Source organism: Rugosimonospora acidiphila, from assembly GCF_039543385.1.
In the GTDB taxonomy this organism is placed as follows: Bacteria; Actinomycetota; Actinomycetes; order Mycobacteriales; family Micromonosporaceae; genus Rugosimonospora; species Rugosimonospora acidiphila.
Genome location: NZ_BAABJQ010000002.1, coordinates 338,734 through 363,559, shown reverse-complemented (window position 1 = coordinate 363,559; position 24,826 = coordinate 338,734). Strand labels below are relative to the sequence as shown.

Genomic DNA, 24,826 nt, shown 5'->3' with positions numbered 1-24,826 from the left:
CAGGGTGTCGTGGGGCGGCAGCCGGGCCGGCAGGCGCGTGACGCGCTCGCGCCACCGGCGACGCCACACCCGCGGGTTGGGGGTTGATGTGGCGGACGATGAGAACTGTCTCAAGATCAGGCTGCTGGGCGCGGGCGCGTCGGTCGTGATCCTGACCGACGGACTGACCCGCACCGGCCATCCCGAGGTGATGGCCGCGGCGCATCGGACGCCCCGGCCGGCCGGCGCCCAGCTGGTCTTCCTGGCCGAGGAGGACCCGGCGATCAGCACCGCCGGGGAACTGCTGCGTGGCCAGCCGATGCGGGACAGGATCGTGGTGGTGCCGTGGAACCTGGTCGGCGGCACGGCCCGGGCCGAGAACCTGGCCGAGCGCTACCAGACCCAGGTGCAGCTGCCGGCCGAGGATTTCGGCCTGCCGGCCGATCCCGACCAGCAGGCCCGGATCGTCCCGGTCGACGGCGCCGGCCTGGTCACCTCGTTGGAGGCGGCCACCGCGGTGCGGGTGCTGCCGCGGTCGCACGTGGCCGCCCGGGCAGCGGTGGACATCGCTCTGGAGTTGGCCGAAGGGGACCTACCCGCGTCCTGGGAGCGCCTGGAACGGTTCCTGGCCGCCATGCCCGAACGGTCCGAAACGGTGCCGGCGGCCGCGCTGGCCGTCGGCGCCTACCTGGCCCGATACGGCGCTCCGCCGGGCCACGACGCGACCCGGCTGACGGATACCCCGATGCCGGCCGGCGAGGAGGACCTGCACGCGCTGGCCGGGGGCGAGCCCGAGCCGCTGGGCCGGCCGGTCCGGTCGGTCGACGCCGGGGATCTGCGCGGCCGGCCGCCGGCACCGCCGGCCGCGACCGGTCCGGACGCGCTGCTGGCCGCGCTGAGCGGGGCGCGGGGGAGCATGGCGCTCGTCTCCTACCTGCCGGATGCGAGGTCGCCACGGCGGACCGCGTTGCTCGGCGCGGACGCCGGCGGCGACCTCCGGTGGTTCGAGCCGGGCAGCCTGACCGCACACGCCGCCAGCTTCGTCCCGGCCCGGGACGCGGTCCGCACCGGCTATCTGCGCGCGCCGGACACCATGGCCCTGCTGATCGATCCGACCGGTGCCGCCACCGGGATCCCGAGCGCCTCGTCCACCGCCCGCGACTTCGCCGGGACCGCCACAGACCCTGAGGGCACCGTCGGCAGGGCCCTGGCGATCGGCCGGAAGCGTGATGTTCCGGCGGCCACCCGGATGCGTGAGCTGATCGCCGCTATCGAAACGATGCCGGACGAGGACCTCGACACCGCGCTCGCCGATTGCGTACCGCGGGCGTACGCGGCGTTCGTCGCCTATCACGGGCGCGCGGGAAACATCGCCGACGTCGAGGCGGCGGCCGACCCCGCGACCCTGCGGATCACCGACCTGGGGCACCTGCTGGGCGGCTCCCCGCAGCCGCTGGCCGACGTGGCCGGGCTGCGTGGCTGGCTGCGCGACACGCCCGGGGCGATGGCTCTGCTGCGACTGCCGGCCGAGGGCGGCCGGCCCAGCCACGCGTTCTGGCTGTGGTCGGAGCCGGGAGCGGCCGGCGCGACTCTGCGCTGGATCGACTCGCAGGAGCCGGGCCTGCTGGACGCGGAGGCGTTCGCAGACCCGGATGATGTGCGTGCGGCCGCCGTCGAGCAACTCGGCACGACAGTGCTGCGGCTCGACCCACACGGCCACCCGGTGCCGGCCGGGTCGGTCAACCCCTCACGAACCGTGCCGGCGTTGACGCTCGCGCGCGGCTCGTCGGCCGAGCCCGGCATGCGCAAGGCGCTGAGCAGGATCGTGCCGTCCGACAGGACGGTGTACGGCGCCGCTTCGCTCGAGGTGGCCAGGGCCGCCGAACTGCGCACCGACGTGCGTACCGTGTTCCTGGGCGGCGACGAGGCGACCGACCGGAAGACACTCAAATCCGCGCTGTCGGCAATCTCGGTGCTCCCGATCCGGGTTGCCGTCGCCTCACCGATGTCCGAGCCACTGCTGGCCTGGCTGCGCGAGCAGGTCGGCCGTTCGAAGGTCCCGGTGTTCGCGCCCGGTGCCGGCCAGCGCGTCGTGGTCTTCCGGAGCGACCTGGCCGTGCAGTGGCCAGACGATGGCATGCCAGGCGACTGGGAACTGGTCGGCCGTGGACAGCCGTCCGGCTACGCGACCGTCGCGACCGGTCACCTCGCCCGGTCTCTCGCACCGGGCGAGCCGGTGACCGCCGGGGAGTTGGTGGCCTGGACACTGCGGGAGTCGACCATCCCCGCCCAACTGGACCCACTGCCCTGGGACCTGGACACCGACTGGGGGGACGAGCTCGAATACGGCACTGGGAAGGGCAAGGATCCGTCGGAGGTGAACGGCGGGGTCACCGCCGACCTGCACCGATTCGGGCTGATCCGGGAACCCCGCCTGGAGCCGTACCACGCGGCGATGCTCGCGGGTTACAGCAGGAAGCGCAGCGGTTGGAAGGTGGAGAACGACTCGACCGTCACAGGCGAGGCGATCACCCCCATCCTCCCCTACGACGAGTGGGAGTGGCGACGGGCCTGGCGGCAGAGCTGGTACGACATCGCTCTGACGATGGCGGTGATCCACCGGCACGGCGGGATCTTCGACGAACACGCCGGCTCACACATCCACATTTCGCTGAAGTCCTTCGAGCAGCAGCCGGACCGCCTGAAAAACCTGCTCCGCCACATCCTGCACCGGATGGATGTGCTGTTCCGGATCGGCGCCAACGGCCCGTACCACCGTGGCTCCGCACAGACGCAGCCGATCCCGTCGGAGGGATTCGACCACCTCGACTGGGAGGGGTTGACGCGGTTCGGCCACGACAAGTCCGTGCTGGCGCTGCACGCGCTGCGGGACAGCATCGGTGAGCCCGACCGAGACCACGGGGAGCTGCGCTTCCCGGACGGCCTGGACCAGTTCGGGCACCTGCAGTTCCTGGTCCGGACCGCGCAACGGCTCGTGCGCCTGTCCACCGAGGGCGGACCGGCGGACTACCGGCCGCAGAAGCTCGGCGAGCACTTCGGCGACCGCTCCGAGGAGGCCGACCGGGCCGGCCTGGCGCAGCTGCTGGAGCTGTTCCCGGTCGACGCGAGCGAGGTCCGCGACCAGGCTCGCGCGGTCTGGGAGTCCAGCCGCTGGCAGCCGGACCTGCCGTCCCGGGCGCGACCGCACGGCAGGGAGATCGGCACCCTGTCGGGTACCGGGAGCTACGGTGCCGTCCCCAGGGAGGAGCACCGGCGCAACGTCGACACCCTGGAACGCGTCACGGCGGGCATGGACGCGCCGGTGGTCGTGTTCCACCACCTGGACGCCCGCAGCCTTCCCGCGCCGGGCATGCCGTCGGGTTCGCTGATGGACCCGGGCCGCAACCTCGGCACGCTGGCGGCAGTGGTGCGCCGCTACGACCAGGACACCCCGCGGCCCCTGATCGTGCTGTTCGAGCCGAAGGATTCGGGAGTCGCCAGCGACTCGCACGAGCAGGAGCTCGCCGCCCTGGCCGACGAGCACCGGGCCCTGATCGTCCGGCCACACGGCACCGGCCAGCGCAACCGCGTCACGACGGACCCGGACGGGCTGGTGAGCCGGGACGGCTGGGACGTCCGCGAGCCCGGTGGGCGGGTGCGCCGGCTCGAACGGGTGTTGCGCCGGGACGAACTCGACGAGCTGGCGGTGCGCGGTCCGGGCGCGGTGCGGCAGGAACGTCTCGACTCCGCAACGTGGAAACGGCCGGCCGGCGCGGGCGGCCTGCGCTGGGTCGGCCAGCCCCCGACGGCCATCGACCCACGACTGGCCGCGATGGGTGAGGCCGCCGCGGGGCGGGGGCGGCCGCTGGTGGTGCTGCGCCCGGACCGGGTCGGCCCGGGCGGCGCGCCCCGGTATTCCCGGATCCGGCTCGACGCGCTGGGCGCCCTGCTGGACGGCGATCCCGCGCTGCCGCGCACCGGCGTCCTGCTGGTCACCGGCGATTCCGGCGCGGTCGAGCAGCTGCGCCGGAGGCACCGGATGGCAACGGTGTTCGCGGTCGACGCCGACCCGAGCCGGTCGATCGAGTCCGGCTGGCGGCTGGTCGCCTGGGACGCTCAGGTACACCGGCTGGGTGACACCCTGGAGCCCGCCACGATCGCGCGGGCGCTGGATCACCTCGACTCGATCCACGATGCCCAAGGACTGGAAGGCGCCACCGCCGGACTGGCGGGGCTGGAGTTCGACGCGTTCCGCGACGGCACGGTGGACGACGGTCGGGTGCTGGCACCCGCGACGCACATCGAGACCAAGGCGACGCCGGGAGTGCCGGTGCCGAGCGGGTACTACCTGCCGGGCCCGGACGACGCGCTCACCGGGCGGGAGCTGACCGCGGCCCGCGAGCTGGGCAGCATCCCGGGCTGGTTCGTGGTGTTCGTGCACGGCACCGGCGACGGTCGGGTGCGGGTGGGCGACCGGCTGCTGCCGGCGTGGCAGTTCGAGCGGCTGGTCTCGGGTCTGCCGGGTGTGGCCGGCAAGCAGCTGGCGCTGGTGTCGTGTTTCACGTCGGGCCAGGGGATCGGCACGGGATTCGCCGACCGGCTGCGGACGCTGCGCGGCCAGGGCGTGCTGTCATCCCGGGGGGTGGCCAGCCGGACCGGGGACGGCCGGTGGGTGTCGGGGCACGGCCGGCTGTCGTGGGAGTTCTTTCCGAAGGGGACCGGCGAGGGCCGCGCGGTCGGCGTCGATCTGCTGGCCGCCATCGAGGCGGTCTCCGCCGACCCCGCCCCCGGCACCCACGGCACCCCGCAACCGCCCGCCGCTGATTCGTCCATCGTGGACACCGTCGACCAGGAGTTGGCCGGCCTCGCGGCCGAGTTCGGCGTCGAGGCGGGGCGACTGGGCTGGCTCGATCCGGTTCGCGCCCGGATCGACGGCACTGCGGATGGCGAGCGGCCGAGCCCGCGGCGGCTGGCCGGGATGGTCCGGGACTGGGTGCGGTCGGCGGGCAGCAGCGTCGAAGAGTTGTCCCGGCTGGCCGGTGCGACACCGCTGCCGATGCTCACCCACCTGCTCGACGGGGGCGTACTTCACGACACCCCGGCCCACCGGGACCTCGCCGCCGCGATCGACCGGATCCGGGGGATCAGGGATGGCGGCGTTGGAAGCGAGGCCACCGCCCGGATCCTGGACGGCGCCTGGGACGTGGCGCTGGCCCTGTCCGCCCCCGACCTCCTGTCCGCCACCGACGGCGCCCGGACCGCCGCGACCGCCGCGCTCACCCTGTCCGGTGCGGACCCCCACCGGCGGCAGGCCGTCCAATCGGGACTGGACGATTTCGCGGGTGGCCTGGTCGAGGCCGTGAACCTCGTGCGGGCCGCGGCCGACCTCGTGTCCGGGCCCGAGGCCGCGACGGTCGGCGAGGCGCTGAGCGCTGGGCTGGCGGCACGGCAGCGGATCGCCGAGGGGCCGACCCCGAAGGACTGGGACGCCGCGCTGTGGGAAACCGGGGCGCACCTGAGCGACGAGGAACGGCAGGAGATCGGCCGTGAGACGAGCGCCGCCCGCGAGGCGGACCGGTTGCTCGCGCCGTGGTGGGCCGACCGGCTCGGCGTGCCGGCGGCGGAGCTGGCCCCGGCGCTGGGACGCGGCGGCTGGATCGACCCGCGGGCGCTGCTACGCCTGGCCGACGGCCTGGGAAGGCCGGCCGCCGAGCTGCTCGACCAGGCACGGCGCACCACCACGAGACCCGTGTACGACCCGGCGCGACCGTTCGCGGCGGATGCCCGCACCCGAGAACTCGCCGGCCTGCTCGCCGTCGAGTTTGACGTTCCGGTCGCGGCACTGGTCCCCGCACTGTCCTATTTGAACACCGAGGGGCCGGTCTCGATGAGCCGGCTGGTCGGCCGGATCAAGCAGGCGCTGGCGGGGCTGGACCACGCCCTGGGCAACGGCTTCGGCGGCATCGGGCCACGGCTGGACTTCCTGGCCGATCGTGGCCTCACCGTGCACGACATCGCGGACACCGACCTCATCCGCACCGAAGCTGCCGGCTGGTTCGCCACCGTGCTCGGTGTCGACTCCGAACTGGCCAGGGCCGCCGCGGCCCAGCCATGGTTCTCGTCGGGCGCGGTGGCCGAGCTGCTCACCGCCGAGGTGGAGGCGGCCGGCTGGTCCGCGGTCGATTTTTTTTCGCTCGCGGGTGAACTCGGCACGAACGACGCATGGCTGATGGGCCTCAGTTCGCTGATCGGCCGGGTGCCCACGGACCTGGTCGACCTGGCCAAGCGGTGGGGGGTACGGCGACCGGCCCAGCTGCTGCGGCTCGCGGCCGAACTCGGCGCCGATCCGCGCGAGCTGGAACCGGTGGCCGGCCAGCTGGGTGCGCTGAACGATCCGGCCGGGCCGCGGGCCGCGGTGATCCGGGCGGCTGCGGCGATTCGCGCGACCGGATGGCGGCCCGCCGTCCACGTCTCGCCGGTCACCGCCGCGCTGGAAAACGTCCTGCGGGTCGGGCGCGCACCGGGCGAACTCGACCCCGGCTCGGTCGTGGCCGAACCGATCCACGCGGGCTGGCTGCTGCCGTGGCCGGACCTGTCCGAGGACGCCCGTCGGGCCATCCGTACCTTGTGGAGGTTCCCCGGGTACGTCACGGTCGCCGGCCGCATCGATCCGGGTACCGGCGAGCTGCTCACCGCGGCCGGCCCGATGAGCCCGAGCGCGGTCGACGCCGAACTCACCAGGCTCGGCGTCTCACCGCAGACGCCGCTGATCCTGGCCATGTGTGCGGTCACCGGCGCCCCGCACACGTTCGGCGACCGGCTCGACAGCATCAGGCCGGGCGCGGTCATCGGCGCCAACGCGGTGAACTGGATCCTGCCCGACGGCGAGGGCGACGTCCTGCTCGGCGAGCTGAAGCTGGACGCGATGGGCCGGCCGTCGATCGCGTCGGGCCAGGAGTTCCGCCTGCTCGGGCCGGATGGCCGCGGGCTGGGCCCGTCGCTCAAGGAGGCGATGGCCGCGCTCGGCATCGCGGGCGAGCCGCCGGCCTGGCCCGAGCCCGCGCCGCGGGAGCCGCAGCACCTGATGAACACGGCGCCGGCGGCCACCGCGCCACCAGATCCCGGCCTGGACCTGCCGGCCGCGACCGTCCGCCAGCGGCTGGCCCTCGCGAACGCCGAGCTGGGCCGCCGAACCGACGTCCTCGACGCCGCCACCACCGTGCTCGACGCGACCCGCCGGCTGCGCGACGAGGCCCGGCAGCTGCGCGACGACCTGCGCACCCGGTTGGAGAAGTTGACAGCAGACCAGGACGCGGCCACCGAGAAGCTCGACGACCAGCGGGAAACGCTGGATGACGTGGAGGACCGGATCACCGAGGCGACCCGATTGTCCACCGAGGCGGCCGGCCGGGTGAGCCGCCTCGACGGCGCGATCGCCGCGAGCCGGGCGGCTCTGAACACCCTCACCGGACAGCTTCCCGGGCTGGAATCGGCAGCCCAGGACGCACGCGCCACCGCCGACGGCTCCCAGCAGCGGCTCGGCGGGTTCCAGGGGGCGGCCGAGGACCCGCGGCGGGCCGCGCGGGCGGCCGAGGCCGAGCGGGACGACCAGGCCGCGCGGGCCGCGGAGCAGCGCTTCGCCCGCGCGCGGGCCGAGCGAGGGCGGCTGATGGATCAGGTCGCCGCGCAGGGGGCCGAGCGTGCGACCGCCGACGCGGACCGGCAGGCCAACGAACGCGTTCGGGCCGCCGCGATCCGGGAACGGGACGACCTCAACGAGGCGATCGCCGAGCAGGAGAGGCGGATCGCCGCTATCGAGAACGAGGGAGAGCGGATCTCTCAGACCGACGGGCCGAACGCGAGCCAGCTGCTGGGGCAGCGGGAGCGGGAGGTCATTCGGGACGAGAACGCCCGGCAACAGGCGCAGACCGCCGTGGACGAGCAGCAGCGGGTGGTCGACGGCTGGACCGACCGGCGCGCCCGGCAGGCCGACCTCACCGACCTCGGGTCCGGCGGCATGCTGCCGGTCGGCGCCGAGGTCGTGGTCAGTGACGACGACGCCGAGCTGGTCGCGAACGAGCTGGGACAGGCGCTGGACGAGTACTGGCAGCAGCATCCGGACCGGGCCGGGTCCAAGAAGCAACGGCAAGAGCTGCGGACGGCCGCGATGGCCGGAGTCACCGCCGATACGCTCGCCCGGGACCTGCCGACGACCAGTACGCCCAGCGGCATCTCCGAGGTGCTCGGTGACGGCCCCACGGCGGTCCGGGTCACGCTGTTCGCGACGCTGGCCGGCGACGGTGTGGGCGAGGACACCACGTCGGCCGACCGTGAAGGCGAGCTGCGGGCCATCCACTCCTCGTCCATCGACGCCCGGCACAGCGCGTCGAACAACCGCGACATCCCGCTGCCGATCAGCAGCGTCCTCGGGCTGTTGAACAAGGTCGGGCCGTTGCGCACCATCACGGTCAGCGGTGGCCCGACGCTCACCTGGAACCAGTACCTGCGGGATTTCTCGGTCAGCTCGGGATCCCGCCAGTTTTTCACGCTGCGGCTGCGCGAGCCCCACGTGCCGCACAGGTTCAGCGTGCGGTGGCGGGTCATGGTCGCGCCTGCCGACGCCGCGCCGCCGGCCCCGGCCGATGGCAGCCACCAACCGGTGAAGCCGCTCGGCGCGGTCGACCGCTTCGCGGACGGGGCCGACCAGGTGATCGCGCAGATCCCGCAGCACCTCGCCCGGCCGTCGGCACCGATCATCCCGCTGCCCGGCACCGTCGACGAGCGGGCCCGGGAGCTGGCCCGGGACAAGCTGATCATCCTGGACGGGCTGCAGAACCCGGGCGGCATCGAGGTCGAGCTGCGCACCCGGATCCCGGAGCTGAACGGGCTGGGCGCCGACTCGCAGCGGCAGCTGTTGCGGTTCCTGCACCCGACCAATTTCCAGGGTGGCCTGGCCCGGCTGCGCAACACCGGCCTGGTCTCCGAGCCGCTGTTCGACGCGGACGGCGCGTTCGTCGGCGTGCTCAAGCTGCGGGCCCGGCCGGTCCCGGTGCGGAAACTGGCCGACTCGCCGTCGGCCCGGATGGAGGCGTACCGGCTGAACGTGGCCGGCGTGGGCGGGTCGGCCGGTCTGCGCAACGCGGCCGACCTCGGGGCGGGCCTGGGCGGCCTGTTCACCGGCGCCAAGTTCGAGGACACCGGCACGTACGGGCACTACCACCAGGCAACGCCGTCGTTCCAGGCACGGATCGGCCAGTCCACCATCGACTCGGTCAGCTCGGGCGGCTCGGCGGCCGTGCTGAAGGGCTGGGAGACCTCGTCCGACCCGGACGGCAACCTGAAGCTGGCCGAGGTCGACGACGTCGACTTCGAGTTCCACGCGCAGCTGCTCAACGGTGGCACCGCTCCGGTCCGCGACGCCCAGTGGACCGGGCGGGCGACCGAGCGGGCCGGCGGCTGGATCCGCCGGGTCCGGGTCAATCTCAGTGCCGCGGACACGAACCTGCACCCGCCGGCCGAGATCGAATGGGGTGGCACCGGCGCGACCGGGCACGCCGATATCAGCGACTTCACGATCGCGGACGCGCCCGGCGTACCCGGCGTCGATGACGCGGTGCTGGCCCAGCTGAAAAGCGAGGGCTTCGTGGCCGCCGACGGGGCGAAAGCCACCCCGATGCAGGCGGCCAACTACAAGCGGTACCTGGAGGCCATCGACTCCGACTACCGCGAGGCCAGCTGGGACGAGCTCGACGGCTACGGCATCTGGATCCCGTTCGAACGGCGTACCCGGGCCAACACCATCGAGCGGGTCACCGTGCGGTGGCAGACCCGGCGGGCCCCGGGCACGCCCAACGCGGAGCATCTGGGTGGCACCGACACCGCCAAGTCGATCTTCGGCGCGGAGAGCGCTACCGGGCTGAGCACCGCGGAGAACATCTCGGCCTCGGTCAGCGTTCGCGGCCAGTTCGACATCGCCCCGGGCACCGGCCGGGACCTGTTCCGGGCGTTTCCGTTCAGCGTCGGGCCCTACCAGTACGTGCGCGGGTACGGCCGGGACGCGTCCCACGGCATCACGTTCGATCAGCAGACCATCATCGAGGCGCCGGCCGAGCCGGTGCACGCGTTCCGGGTGCGGCGCCAGCTGACCGCCGAGCTGTACAAGCCGACCAGCAACGAGCCGCTCTGGCGGTACAGCCCCACCGATGCCGGTGGCCATACCGTGGACCACCAGGACGTGACCGTGCGGGCCTGGGTGCCGGACGTGTTCGTGCTGCGCGGCCAGGTCGCGCCCGCCCCGGCCGTGACCGATCCGCGCCCGGTCACCGACGCCGACCGGGCCGCCCTCGACCGCCCGGCCGACCAGCAGTACGGGCAGCTCGCCGCTACCACCACGGTGGCTGGTTCGGAGGCGCTCAACCGGCTGTTCCAGGGGCTGGCCCTGGAAGTCTTCGGAGACCCCAAGGGACGCGTCGCCAGCTCACTGGTCGGGGCCAGCCCGGCCAGCCTGGGATCGTTGTCGGCGGCGTCGCGGCGCACGTTCGTCAACCCGGCCAAACTGCGCGACAAGCTGTGGCAGATGCTCACCGGCGCCTACGTCTCGGAGCACCAGCACGAGGCCGGCGCCGTCTCGCAGACCGAGGGCTCGCTGCAACTGCAGGCCTATCCGGGCGTGCCCCGGTACATCGTCCCGCCGCCGGACGCCACCGGCAGCCGGGCGCCCCGGGACGGGTACGTCGAGCACTCTGGTGGCATCACCGAGAGCCAGGGCCGGGGCGAGTCGTCCAGCCGTACTCATCAGTTCGAGCTCTCGGGCGGCCCGGCGCTGCTCAAGGGCGCCTACACCGCCAACCCGGCGGTGGGCGGCCGGGTTGCCCGCGGCAGCAACCGCTCGGTGGCCGGCTCGGGGGACGTCAACGACACGCGGACGCAGACCCACCTGGGCCCGCTGTACCTGGTCTACATCCCGCTGACCTTCGTGGGCCGGATCGTCGCCGGCTCGCACAACCTGGCCACCTCGGTGATCGAGGCGGTGGCCGACCTGTCCAGCAGCGGCGAGCGCGCGGTGGACGTGCCGGACGCGGTCCAGGTGTACCTGAACTTCGCCGAGCTGGCCGACCTGTGGCGGGCCCGTCGGTCCATGGGCGCCGCCCGGGACCAGCTGATCCGGGACCTCCCGGCCGAGCTGGCCACCCGGCTCGACGCCGAGGTGGCCCGCCGGGGGGCCGACGAGCGGGAGCGCCAGGCCCACCGGACGCCGGCCGACGCGACCGTGCGCTATCTGCCCCGGCGGGTCGCCGCCCGGCTGGGTCTGGGCGCGGGCCTGGTGCTCAAGGTGCGTGAGACCGGCCGGGCGGCCAACGCGGCCCCACCCGCGCCGGCGCGAGGGGAGATCACCGACGCGCAGGCGCGGCGGATCGGCATTCCCGGCGGCGGTGGGGCCGCGATGGAACTGCCCACGCGGCAGCCGGCCGCCGCTCCGGCGCCCCCGCCGCCCACGCCCGGACGGGCGCTCTGGAGAAACGGACTGGCCGCGGCCGAGGCGGCCATCCCGGGCCTGACGCGGCCCGGCTCGCGGACCTACTCGGCGACCGCGTTGGAGGCCATCGCCGAGCTGAGCGCGGGCGATGCGCTGAATGCGGGCATGCTGCGCTACTTCGGCTCCGGCCTGCGCACCGGCCCGGTCCGGCTGGCCTCGCGCCGGTTCACCACCACCCGCGACGGCGGTCAGGTGAATGGCCGGGTCGAGCTGATCGCCCGGCCGGCGCCCGGCTTCGACACCTTCGACGACGCCCGCCGCCTCTTCGGCCGGGTCGCCGACGGCGGTGGCGTGGAGACGCACGGGGTGGCCGGTCGGAGCGTCAGCAAGGGCAAGGGCTCCTCGGTCACCAAGAGCGGCACCGGCGGCGTCAGCGTGCTGTCGCCGGGCCAGCCGGCCAGCACCCGGTGGCACAACCCATCCGCGGCCGGCCGGGTCAGTGGCCAGGCCAGCCGGTCCGAGTCGGACGACCGGCGGGCCGACGACCGGCACACCTCCCGTGACTACGCGACCATGATCGACTTCGGCGTCCCGGTCGAGCTCGCGCTGCGGGTCGTCCCCGCCCCGGCCAGCGGTGTCAACGCGATCGGACCGGCCGTCGCCGAGGCCGTCCGCGGCCAGTCGGCCCTGGCGCCGCAGTGGGTCGACTCGATAGCCGAGGTACGGGTGCCGGCCAGCGACACCTCGCCCGAGCCCATCCGGGTCGCACCGCCTGCCTGGCTGACCCCGCCGCAGTCCAGCGCCCAGGACCCGCGTGAGCCCGGTCTGGTGCTCGGCGAGTACACGGCGCCGCCGGCCAACGAGCGGATGAGCTTCCTCAATGGACTCGTCGAGCTGACCGCGCTGGCCAAGCAGGTGCTGCCGGACGTCATCAGGAAAGACGGTGGCGCCGAGCGGATCGAGGACTACGTCTCCGGAATGACCGGTGAGGTCGGCGTCCACCGGTTCCTCGCCCCAGGCGGCGCCGAGCACGACTTCCCGACCGGGATCGCGACCGATGCCTGGGAGCACATGTCCACGCTGGCCATCGAGCCGGTGGCGGCCGGGCCGTGGGAACAGTCCTACGACTACACCGAGAACAACCCCTCGCAGGCGTACCCCGTGGGCGAGGGCGCCCAGACCATCCTGGAGCACGCCCCGGTGTTCGGCCATTCGGCCCGGTCCGGTGCCGGGGCCAGCCGGACCGCCACGGCCAACGCCAGCCTCGGCGTGAACCTGTGGGCCAAGCAGAACCAGGTCGACAAGAGCGTGCCGAACGCGCCCGGCAACTACACGACCGCGCAGGTCAACTACTTCAACCCGAGTTCGACCGGCGGCGAGCCGGTGCAGAGCGGATCCGGCGGCAGCACCGGCGGTTACCGGCTGACCCGGGCCCCCGGTCTGCATCGCGAGGCCGGCGACACCACGCCCAACGTGCTTGCCCACCGGACCGTGCTGTTCCGGGTCCGGGGTGCCGCGAAGGCCCGGATCCGGGGCACCGACGGCTGGAGGGCCGAGCCCACGAACACCCGGTGGCTAGTGGCCGTGGTCGAGGACAACGTGCCCCGTTCGGTCCTGGCCCCGGTTCCCGCTCCGCTGCCCGCGATCCCGCCGCCGCCGCAGATCTTCATGGTCAGGAACGTGCTGACCACCGGACCGACGCTGGACGAGCTGATGCCGCGTACGCCGGCGACCGTGCCGTCCTTCGTTTCCGGCCTGGAGCGACGGTACGGGTGGTGGGCCGACGACCACCTCAGGCAGCTGTCCCGACTGGCCGCCGACGCCCTGGCCGCCGACCCGAACGGGGCCCGGACCGAACTGGACGCCAAGCTGGTCCTGGACCGGCTGCAGGCGTTCGTCGCCGCGCTCAACGGGATGAAGCGGGTAGCCCGGCTGGCCCAGGCCGGCCAGGCCCCGGCCGACTGGTACGGCCAGATTCGCGACACGCTGCGCAGCTACGACTTCTTCCAGCGCACCGCGGCCGAACTGGCCGAGACCGATCAGGGCGTGGCCGCGCTGGTCCCGCCGCCGGTGAACGCGATCGCGCTGGCCCCACCGGCGTACCCGCGACCCGAGCGACCCGAGACCGTCACGTGGCTGCTGGACCAGGGCCTCACGCGGGCGGCGGCCGAACGCATCGCCGGCGATCCCGGGTACGCGTTCGATCACGCGGCCGCCCACGCGCTGGCCGGCATGCTGGGCCTGGACGCGGCCGGGCGGCGGCAGCTGATCGGGCTGTCCGAGGTGCTCCGGCGGGTGCCGAACGATCTGCCGGGGATCGCCGCCGAGATGGGCCTGGCCGAGCCCGATCCCCTGTGGGCGGTCGTCCGCGACCTGGGCGTCGACCCGCGGAGCGTCCGGGCCGTGCTGGGCGACGTGCTGGTCGATGCGGTCGGCCCGGAGGCCACGGCCGATCCGGCCGGCCCGCCGTGGGTGGATCGGCTCGTGACGCGGCTGGCCGAGGCCGGCGTCCGCAGCCGTACCGATCTCACTCACCTCATCGACCTGTCCGCCCGCCTCGGCCTCGACCCGGCCGACCGGGCCGCCCTGGGCGAGATGCGCGGGCAGGGCGTCTCCCTGGAACTGCTGGCCGAGCTGCCGGACGACCTGGTGCGGGCCGCGCTGCGAGCGAGCACCGAGCGGTCCCTGCTCGACCTCGACACGCTGGCGCAGCGGCTGGGCCTGGCCGATGCCGGCGCCGTCCACGCGGCCGCGGTCCGGCTCGGCCTCACCCCGTCCGAGCTGGACTTCCTGCTCCGCGAGCTGCCCGGACTGGAGGGCGAGCCGGTCGCCGGGCGCTCCGGCGAGGCGTTCGGTGACCTGATCGAGCAGCGGCTGATGGCCCACGGCTTCAGCGGGCCCGAGTACGTCCAGTGGGTCCGGTGGAGCGCGAGGCTCGGCTTCGGCGTGCAGAACCTGGTCGCGCTGCTGCCCGGGCACGCCCTCGATCCGTACGTCTACGAGTTGCTCGACGACGTCCGGGCCGGGCGGGCGGGCAGCGCGGTGGCCGAGATGGTGCCGGCCACCGGTCCCGGCGGTGAGCTGGCCGAGTCGGTCCGGGACCTGATCGCGGCCAACGGCCACACGCCGGGCGAGCTGCGTTCGTGGTCCGACTCGATGCGGGTCGACCCGGCCGCGCTGAAGCAGGTGCTCGACCTGCCGATGGTGCATCCGCGGACCTTCGTGGCCGCGCTGCAGACGCTGGCCCCGACCCCGGAGGCGGCCCGGCAGGTCATCGACCTGGTCCGGGCGACCGGCCGGGTCCCGTCCGACCTGATGCGTTCGGCCTACCGGCTCGGCCTGGACCTGAGCCAGGCCGCCGGGCTCTCGGCCGGATTGCGGACCGATCCGCGCCACCTGCTGCCGTGGAAGCCGGTGCTGGACCGCTACCGCGACATCGTTCCGGCCGGGCAGGCCTCGGCGGCCGAGCTGAGAGAAATGATCGGCGGGTTCGTCGCGGACCCGCGCGGGGACGCGCTCGGCTGGCCGCTCTGGCTGGGCGCGGCCGGGGCCGAGGGGTTCGCGCCGGACGAGATGACCTACCTGCGCCGCGAGCTGTCGCGCCGGGACCCGGCGATCCGGGCGCTGATCGAGAACCGGGGGCTGGCGATAGCGGCGGCCGACACCGTCGCCCGGACGGCCCGCCAGGCGGGTGGGCGCGGTGCCCTGCTGACCAGTCTGGATCGGCTGGCCGGGGCCGCGTCCCACCTGGCAACCCACCTCACCACCGACCCGGGCCTGCCGGCGGCCCACGCGGTGAGCGCGGCCCTGTCGATCGCCGAGCGGTCCTCCGTCGCCCTGCCGCACGCGGAGGCGCTGCGCGCCGAGCGCGACAGACTGGTCCGGTCGGCCCCGATGAGCACGTACGACGCGGTCCAGCTGGTCCGGATGTCGACCATGCTGGCCCAGGAGACGCTGACCTCGCTGGCCGCGGCCGACGGCGCGAGCGAGGAGTTCCGGCGGATCGCCGGTACGCTGACCGGCCAGCTGGAGCGGATGTGGTTGGCCCTGGCGGCGGCCGGGGAGCAGATCGCGCCGGCCCAGGACGGTCCGCGCCGGGCCGACCTGGCCCGGTATCCGGCGCTCGCGGGCGACGAGGGCATCCCGCGGTACGCCCCGCCGCCCGGCCGCCAGGACGACCTGGTGCTGGCGTCGCTATGGTCTCGGCGGCTGGGCATTCCGGTCGAGTACATCGAGCAGACCCTGCGCAGCTCCGCCTCCATCGACCACCGGGACATCGCCGCGCACGCCCAGTCGCTGAACATGCCGGCCGGCGAACTGATCTATTTCGCCCGGAGCAGCGACTCGACCTATCCCGCATTCCTGCGGCTCGCGGTGGCCGAGCGGATGTCGGCCGCCACCGTATCCGTGCTGCGAGCGCTGTCCCAACGCCTCGGCGTCTCGGAGTACCTGCTGGTCCGGGCCGTGCCCGCGCTGCTGGACTCGGGTACGCGCGGCATAGGTGAGTTGGAACAGCACCTCACCACCGAGCTGGAGCGGTTGAACGGGCTGCTCCCCGGGATGCGGACCCGGCTCACCTTCATGGCCGACACCGGGCTCACGCTGGCCGATCTGCCTGAACTCCCGCGGATGACCTCGGCGCTGCGGCGCTGGCAGGCCGGCTCGTTCGGCCTGGACGAGCGTCCATTCGTGAACGCCCAGGACCGCGACTGGTATTCGGTGACCGAGTGGGACCAGGTTCTGAACCTGCTGCTCACCGACCTGGAACGGCGCGACTCGACCGGTCAGTGGAGCACCGACGCGTTGGACCGGCTCTCGGCCGCGCTCGGCATCAGCTGGTGGTGGATCCGCGGCCACAGCCTGCGCCTCGGCCGAGTACCGACCGACCTGCCCGACCTGGCCCGGCGCTGGTCGGTGGTGGACCCGGGACGGATCTTCCTGGTCGCGGCCGAGCTGGGCGTGGACCCCCGCGACCTGGCCGGCCGGCTGAGCGGCGACCTGGTGAAGACGCTCAACGGCATCCCGGACCGGAACGCGGCGGCCCGGCAGGTGGCCGATGAGCTGCGGGCCACCGGCGAGCTGCCCACGCCGACCCGCTCGCTCACCCTCGACCTGTTCGAGCTGGCCCGCAGCGCCGAGCGGGTGCCGACCGACCTTGGCGAACTGGCCGACCGGGCCTGGATGTCGGTGAGAGAGCTGATCGAGACGGCCCGACTGGCCGGCGCCGACCCACGCCTGATCGTCGCGTTCGTCGAGTCCACACCGGCCGACCCGGCGGCGACCCCGCGAATCGTGGCCGACGGCTACGGGGCCTGGGCCGAGCGGCTCGGCACGCTGGGCGTCGACCCGGCGGACATCTGGTCGATGCACACCCAGCTGCGGTCGACCGGGCGCCCCCTCGGCTCGCTGCTGAGGATGCCGGCCGACGCGGGTCGCGTGGCCGTCGAGAACCTGCGGACCGCGGTCGACCCGCGCCGGTTCAACGGGCGGTTCCAGGAGATCGTCGCCGCCCACGGCACCGGCCCGGGACTGCTCGACGCGATCACCGAGTTCGCCGCCGGCATCAGGGAGGTCGGCGGCTCGGTTACCCCGTTCGTGCTGGGACCGCCGGCGCCGGCCGGCCTGTCGGTCACGCTGCCGCTCTTCCCGGCGGCGGAACGCGAACTCCGCCCGGCGATCCAGGGCCGGCCGGAGATCCGGCTGGTGGAGTCATCGCGCGGGCTTTCGGTGACCATGGACCTCGGCCAGAACGCGTGGCGCACGCTCGCGTTCGTCGACCGGCATTCGGGCGGCTTCGTCGCCGGCGACGCCCGGATCTCCGGCCTCGACCTGCCCGGACCCGTTACCGCGGTCGACTTCGCCCAGCTGACCCCGGGCGGAATCCAAGCGCTGCTGGGCGCGCTGGCCATGCCGCTCGGCCAGCGCGAGCACGCGCTGGCCGCGCTGCGCCGGGAACTGAATGGCAACCGGGTGGTGGTCGCCGCGCGGCCACCCGCGCTCGACGCGGCCCAATTCGACGCCTTCGCCGACCCGGCCGCCCGCGCGCAGGCGATGCTGGTCGCGATTGCCGCCGGTGCGGTCGCCGACCAGTGGCGGCCGCCGCCGGGATGGCGGGCGTACGAGCTGCCCGACGCGCCAGGCAACGGCGTGGCCCGGGCGGTGCTGGACAGTGCCACCCGGCAGAATGTGCCGCTGCCGTTCGGCGTCCGGGACGCGGCCAGCCTGTTCGAGTACACCGCCCTCCAGGTGCGCAACCATCCCGAGCGGCTGCCGGCGCTGAGCGGCTACACCGCCGGCCGGCTGTTCAGCTGGCTGCTGGACGACGCGACGGTGGTCGCGTTGGTGACCCCGGACGGTGCCGAGGGCCCGCGCCGCAGCCCGGCGTCGGCCCGGCCGGAACTGGCCCGGCTGATCGACGCGGGCGACTCCCACGTCCAGTCCCGGATCGGTGAGCACTTCGCCGCCGACCGGTCCCCGCTGGCGCCGATCGCTACCCAGATCGCCGCGGCGGTGGTCGACCGGACCCGCCTGACCGCGGCCGACGTGTTCACGGTGGCGCTGACCGACGACCAGTTGCGCGGCCACCTGCCGGCCGCGACGGTCGAGCAGGCGCTGGGCGCCGCGCTCGGCGTCAACCTGGTGGTCGTGCCCGACTCCGGGGCGTCGCTGGGCCACGCGGTGCCGGACGCCACGACAACACTGATCATCGGCCGCCGCGACGGCTACCGCGCGTACGGGCCGCCGGAAGGCGCGCCCGTCCCGCCCGGCGCCGACGTCCAGGTGTTCATGATGCGGGCGGCCGAGGTCTCCGGGCCGAGGTTCGCCGCCGAGGCGGCCAGGCCCATCGAGGACCTGCGCAACACGGTTGCCGGCATCACGCACGACTACGAGGTCGGGTACGGCGCCAGGCTGCGTCCGCTGCTGACCGGGCGATCTCGTGAGCTCTTCGACGAGGTGGGCGCCGCGCTCGCCCTGATGCGTCAGACGCTGTCCGCCCCGGGTGTCGCGGAGCCGGTGGCCCAGGGCCAGTTCCACGATCTGCTGCTGCTCATCGACCAGGCGCACGCCGAGGACGTGCGGATGCCGGACGTGCCAGACCTGGTCAACGCGTGGAGCACCGTCCCGTCGTACGCCGAGCTGGACCCGCGCCTGACGACGTGGCTGGCCGGCCGCGGCATCACCGGCAGCCTGGCCTCACGGCTCGCGGCGGACACCGTGCTCGCGTTCGACCCGGTCCGGGCTGACCGGATGGCGCTCTGGCTGGGCCTGGACGACCAGGGCGTCCGGCAGCTGGCCGGTCTGACCGTGGTGCTCGGTGGGCTCCCCGACGACGTGGTCACCGTGGCCGAGCAGCTCGGTGTCAACCCCGGCCCGCTCTATGCCGTGGTCCGCGACCTGGCCGTCCCCCCGGCGGACCTGGCCGTGGTGGCCGGTCCGCTGCGCGCGGTGCTGGCCGGCGCCACCGAGGTCGACCCGGTCGGTCTCTCCTGGACCGACCGCCTACGCGAGCACCTGGGCAGCGCTGGCGTCCGGACCGACGACGACCTGGTCACGCTGGTCGACCTGACCGGGAGGCTGGGCCTGGACGCGGCCGACCACGTCGTGCTGGGCCGGTTGACCGCCCGCGGGGTGACCCTCGGCCTGCTCAACGAGCTGCCCGACGACCTGGTCCGTGCGGCCCTGACCGCGAGCGCCGCCCGGGCCGAGTTCGACGCGTCGGCGTACGCCCGGAGCCTGCGCCTGGCCGGGCCGCATGCCGTGCAGGCGGCGGCCGACGTCTTCGGCGTGGTCCCGGCCGATCTGGCCTGGCTGACCACGGCGTACCCGCGGGTGCTGGACGGCTCGATGCCGGTCCCGCCACCCAGCGGCATGACCGGCGACCCGCTCAAGGTCCACGCAGACATCCAGGGCATTCAGCTGGCCGAGGTGATCCGCAACAACCTGGCCGCGGGCGGCCTCGCGCCGGAACATCAGGGCCACTGGATCCGGTGGGGGGCGCGACTCGGATTCGGCGTACACAATCTGCGCGACCTTCTGCCCCAATCCCGGTGGGCCGCCGGCTATCTCAGCCGCCTGACCGCCACTGCCCTGCACGAGGTCCCGCCGGACTTGGTGCGCATGATGTTGCAAAGGGCGCTGCCGCGCACCGGGCCGTACGGCGACGCCGAGCAGTCGGTGCTCGACCGGGCCTGGCGTAGCACGCTCCAACCGACCGAGCTGGACGAACTGGCCGCCGATCTCGGCGTGGACCCCGGCAGCCTGCAACCGTTCGCGACGCTGCCCTCGGTCGACGCCCGGAGCCTGCTCCCGCTGGTCCGGTCGACCCGGCTCACCCCTGAGCAGACCGGGCGGCTGGTCGAACTGGCCGCGTACACCGGACACCTGCCGAGCACCCGGGACCTGCTACGCCTGGCCCAGCAGACCGGGTGGGAGCCGGGCGATCTGGTCGACCTGGCGTCCGCGCTCGACGTCGACCCGTCCTACCTGCGGCCGCTGAACGGCGTGCTGCGGCGGGTCACGGCGATGCCGGAGAACATCAGGCCCTCGACCGCTCAGGTGGTCGCCGCGATCCGGGCCTACCTCAACCTCGACGACGAGCGGATCACGCCCGAGGTATGGCTGTGGGCGGCCGGGCTGGGCACCGGCGCGGACGGTCTCACGCTGGCCGAGTTGCAGTTCCTGCGGGACGGCGCGGCCGGGCTGAACGGGGCCGACCTCGACTACAAGATCCAGCAACTGACCGCCACCAACGGTGCCATCACCGCGGTCACCGCCGCGGTCCGGGCGGCCCGGCAGTTCCTGCCGGAGCGCGGCGCGGACGACCTCCGCGCGCTCATGGAGGACGTGCTCGGCGTTGCCCGGCAGGTCACCGGCGTGGCCGTCAACAACCCGATGGAGACCCGGCAAACGTTCGCCCGGGACGTCGCCAACTCGGCCCTGCGGGTCGCCGAGAAGGCCGGGATCACCGACCGCGCCGAGGCTCTCCGGGGCCGGCTCGAGATGCTGGATGCCGCGGGGGCGGGCCCGATGATCGGCCGAGCCTTCGCGCTCGCCATCGAGGCCACCCAGCTGGCCGGCGAAGGCGTGTTGACCGCCATGGACGGCACCGGCCGGGTCGGGCAACTGCACGCGCGGGAGATCGCGTACCAGTTCCAGCAGCTGGGCGGCAGCCTCGCCCGCGTGCTGGCCGCCGAGTACCAGCTGCACGACGCGTCGGTGGCCGAGTGGGAACGGTTCCGCGAGGAGCGGTTCGACCCGGACGTCGCCGGGGAGTTCTTCGTCGCCCCGGCCGGCAACCAGGCCGACCTGCTGCTGGCCGACTGGTGGGCGAAGAAGTTCGAGGTGGACTCGAATGAGCTGCGGTCGCAGATTGAGCGGTCGGCCGCCCTCGACCTGGTCCGGATTGCGGCCGTAGCCGAGGCGCTCGGGATCGCGCCGGCCGGGCTGATCGACGAGGTGATGTACGACGGCGGCTGGCTGGACGGGATCGAGGACGCGATCGGCCGGGCCACCCAGCACGCCGCCGAGGGCGTGTTCGACGCCGGCCTGCTCGCCACCGTGCACGCCGTCGCCAGCAAGCTGGACATCCGGCCGGCCGTGCTGCTGCGCCTGCTCGGGCCGCTGTGGGCCCGCGAGGACGACGAGGCCGTGGCCATCCACGGCGACGGCGACAAGCTGACCAGGCACGTCCGGGAGGGGCTGTCCCGGCTTGACGGTGTGCTGGCCGGCGACCTGGCGACCCGGGCCGCGTTCCTGCTCGACCGCGACCTCAGCCTGGAGGACGCCGAGGACCTGGAGCGGATCCGTCCGCTGGCCGAAATCTGGCGGGCCGACACGTTCGGCCTCGACCCGACCGAGGCGGTCACCGTACGGGGGCAGCAGTGGTTCTCCGACGACGACTGGGACGGTGTCCTGCGCGAGGCCTGGTCGTACGCCGCCAGCCGCGAGCCGTTTGAGCACTGGGACGCCGAAAGCCTGCGGACGCTGGTCGCCGCGCTCGGCGTGAGCGAGCAGTGGGTCCGCGGCTTCGCGCTACGGATCGGCCGGATGCCGACCGACCTGCCCCGGCTCGCCGGGCAGTGGGGGATCGAGGATCCCGGCCGGCTGTTCCTGCTGGCCGCCGCGCTGTCCACCGACCCGCAGGACTTCGAGCGGGTGTGGACCGACACCGCAGACGAGCTGCGGACCCGGTTGCGGAGCTTGAATGCCGGGCCGGACCGGCACGCCGCGGCGTCCCGGGTGGCCGCCGAGCTGCGCGAGGCTGGCTGGCAGCCGCGGCCGCGCGAGTCGTTGCCGGCCGCGTTGCTCACCGCTACCCGGGAGCACCTCGGCGTCCCGGCCGATCTGGTGAGGCGGGCCATCGTCCTCGGCGCACCGCTGGACGATCTGCTGACCGCCGGGCGGCTGGCCCACGCCGATCCGCGCGCGATCGCGGCATACATCGGCTCCACCGGGTACGCCGAGACCGCCACGGCCGGGCCAGGTCGGCTGGCCACCGGCTTCCAGGACTGGACGGCCGGGCTCGAAGAACGGTTCGGCATCGCCCCGGCCGAGATCTGGCAGCTCTACGACAGCGCCCGCGCCTCCAACGACACCCTGGGCACGCTGGACGACCAGCCTGGCCGGGCCGCCCAACTGCTGGGCGACTGGCGGGCGGCGGCGTTCGACCAGGAGTACCTGCGGCGGTTTGAGCAGATCGTCCGGCGGCACCGGGAGGCGGCGGACGACGCGGCGATGCGGGCCGAGATCGACGCGTTCGTGGCCCGGCTGGCCCGGGTCGGGCGTACGCTGCCGCCGCGCCTGCCGGAGCTGTCGCGGCCGGCGCCGATCGCGTTGTCGTTCCACGTCGCGCGGGGCCAGGCCACGGTCGCCAGCGCCATGGTCGACCGGTCGAACGTCTCGGTGGCCGAGGACCGAGTGACGGTGCGGCTTCCCAAGGGCAGCAGCGGGTGGCAGACCCTCACCGATGTGCTCAGCGTCGTTTCCGACCCGGGCGTGCGGACCAGCGACTTCACGCTGATCACCGCCACCGCGCACCTGGAGGTGGACGATCTGCCGCAGCTGCACCCGACCGAGGTGCAGCTACTCGTGGCGGCGGTCGCGCTGGACCTGAAGCATCGCTACCCGGCGCTGGCCGGGCTCGGCTGGACCAGCGACATCCCGGTACTGTCCCGGGACGACCCCGACGCCACGGGTTCACTGTTCACGCGAGATGTGCCGGACAGGGTTGACTTCTCCGGTTTCGAGGACATCGACACCCGGGCGGCGGCCATGCTGGTGTCGTCGGTGACCCGCCGACGCCTTGCTCGGACCGCGCCTTCGTCGGACGGCGAGGGCTCGGTCTCCCACGTCTCGGATGTCTCCTCGGTGACCGTCCGGGCCGACGCCGAGCCGGCGACCGGGACGGCCGCCGGCACCGACACCGACACCGACACCGACAGCGTGTTCTCCGAGGACTCCCAGGCCTCCGTACCGGAGACCTGGCGAACCCACGGCACCGACGCCGCCAAGGACGCCGACGGGCTGTTCCGGGTGGTGATGGACAGCGTCGGCCGGCAACGGCACTTGCCGCCCGAGGGCGTGTATGACGGCCCGAGCCTGCTCGCCCACGTGGCCGACCAGGTCGCCGCCGGCACGGTCGAGCTGCCCATGCTGGCCGATCTCACTGCCGGCAAGCTGGTCGTCTCGCAGATGGATGGGGCGGTCCTCGACGACATGATCCTGGCGATCGAGAACCAGCGCGGCAGCACAATGACCGACCTGGCCAGACTCCTGGACACCGGAGACCCGCTGGTGCTGCGGTACCTCGATCACGCGTACGCGGACGACACCGAGGCGCGGGTGGCTCCGCTGGCCCGCAAGGTCGCCCGGGCCGCGGCCGACGGCAGCCCGTTGACCGCCGGCCAGGTGTTCGCCGAGATCCTGCGCGACCCGATCATGCGGTCCGAACTGCCGTCGGCGCTGGCCGAGCAGGCTGTCGCCTACACGCTCGGCGTCGACCTGATCTCGGTCTATCCGGACGGCGACACCGAGACCCAGGCGGGTCCGGACGACGCCGACGAACTGTTCATCGGCGAAAGCGACGACGGCTACCGCGCGTACGGCCCGCCGGCGGTGGTGATCGATCCGGACAGCCTCAAGGCCGGCCAGCGGGCGTGGCGCTTTGGGCACCTCACGGTGATCGGCTCGGTCGAGTCGTGGGCCGGCGACGCCAAGACGCTGCGCGCCGTCCTGGAGGCGTCGCGGCCGATCGTCGCCGGGCCCGTACTGGTCATCCGCGGGCCGGCCCTGGGCAGCCTCGGCCCCGGAATGCGCCTCAACGACAGTCGCGCAGCCGACCCGGCCCGGGAGAGCGCCGAGCTGACCACGCTGGGCACGCTGCTGCGACGCTATGCCCAGGCCGGCGAGGTGCCGACCGTCGTCTCGACCGGCGAGGCCCCGGCCCTGACCGAGCTGCTCGACCGGCAGCGGGTCCCATCGGTCATCCGGGTGCCGACCTTCCTCGGCGAGTCCTGGCAGCCGGTCGGCGCCGACGGCGTTCCGCTGGCCAAGCCGGTCGCGCTGGACGCGGACGTCTTCGAGCTGCCCGCCGGGCTCGACCGCCCGGAGGGACTGGCCCCCCCGGCCGCGCTCGCCGAGTGGCTGGACCAGCCCGACTGGCTGGCCGCCGAGCAGCACCTGGCGGCTCAACTGTCCACCCTGCTGGACCCGGCGATCGGGGCGGCCCTGGACCGCCAGGTCGCTGCCGACCCGGACAACCGGGAACTGGCCGCCGCCCAGGTGCTGCTCCAGCTCGCCCGCGCGGCCGGCGGGCTGGGCACCGCGGAGCAGCAGGCACTGGAACCGGAGACCTCGGACGCCGGGATCGGCGCCGGCCCGCTGGAACGTCCGGCCCCGGCCGGCCCGCTGTCCCCGGTGGTCGCCCGCAAATACCTGGAGACTAAGGCGTCGGTCGAGGACCGGCGCGGCTGGAACGACCAGCTGTTCGGCCTGCTGTACGAGGGCAAGCTCACCGGCGCGCAGGCGGTGGCGCTGGCCAAGGGCCTGGTCGCGCCGGATGGGGGCGTTGAGCGGGGCCTGGACCGCAATCTGATCAACGCCAAGGTGGTCCAAGCGACGGCCATGGTCCTGGGCATGACGCTGGATGAGGCCGCCGAGGGGCCGAACGAGGGCAACACGTACCAGAACGCCCTGTGGCTGGTCACCCAGTGCGCGATCACGCCGAACGAGCGCTGGCTGGCGGTGCTACGGCTGTCCGGGCTACGCGAACGGCTGGCCGCCGAGGGCCTGCCCGGGCGGTTCGCCGCCGACCGGGCGACCGACCACGCCGAGGCGCTGCGCCTGCTCACCGAAACCCTGTCCAACTGCTGA

1 protein-coding gene is annotated in these 24,826 nt (G+C 73.9%); it reads left to right on the top strand.

Annotated elements, in window-relative coordinates; translation table 11 throughout:
- Positions 1-88: 88 nt before the first annotated feature.
- Entirely contained in the window at positions 89-24,826 is a 24,738-nt protein-coding gene (locus ABEA87_RS04360; RefSeq protein WP_345626248.1) for a hypothetical protein, read from the top strand.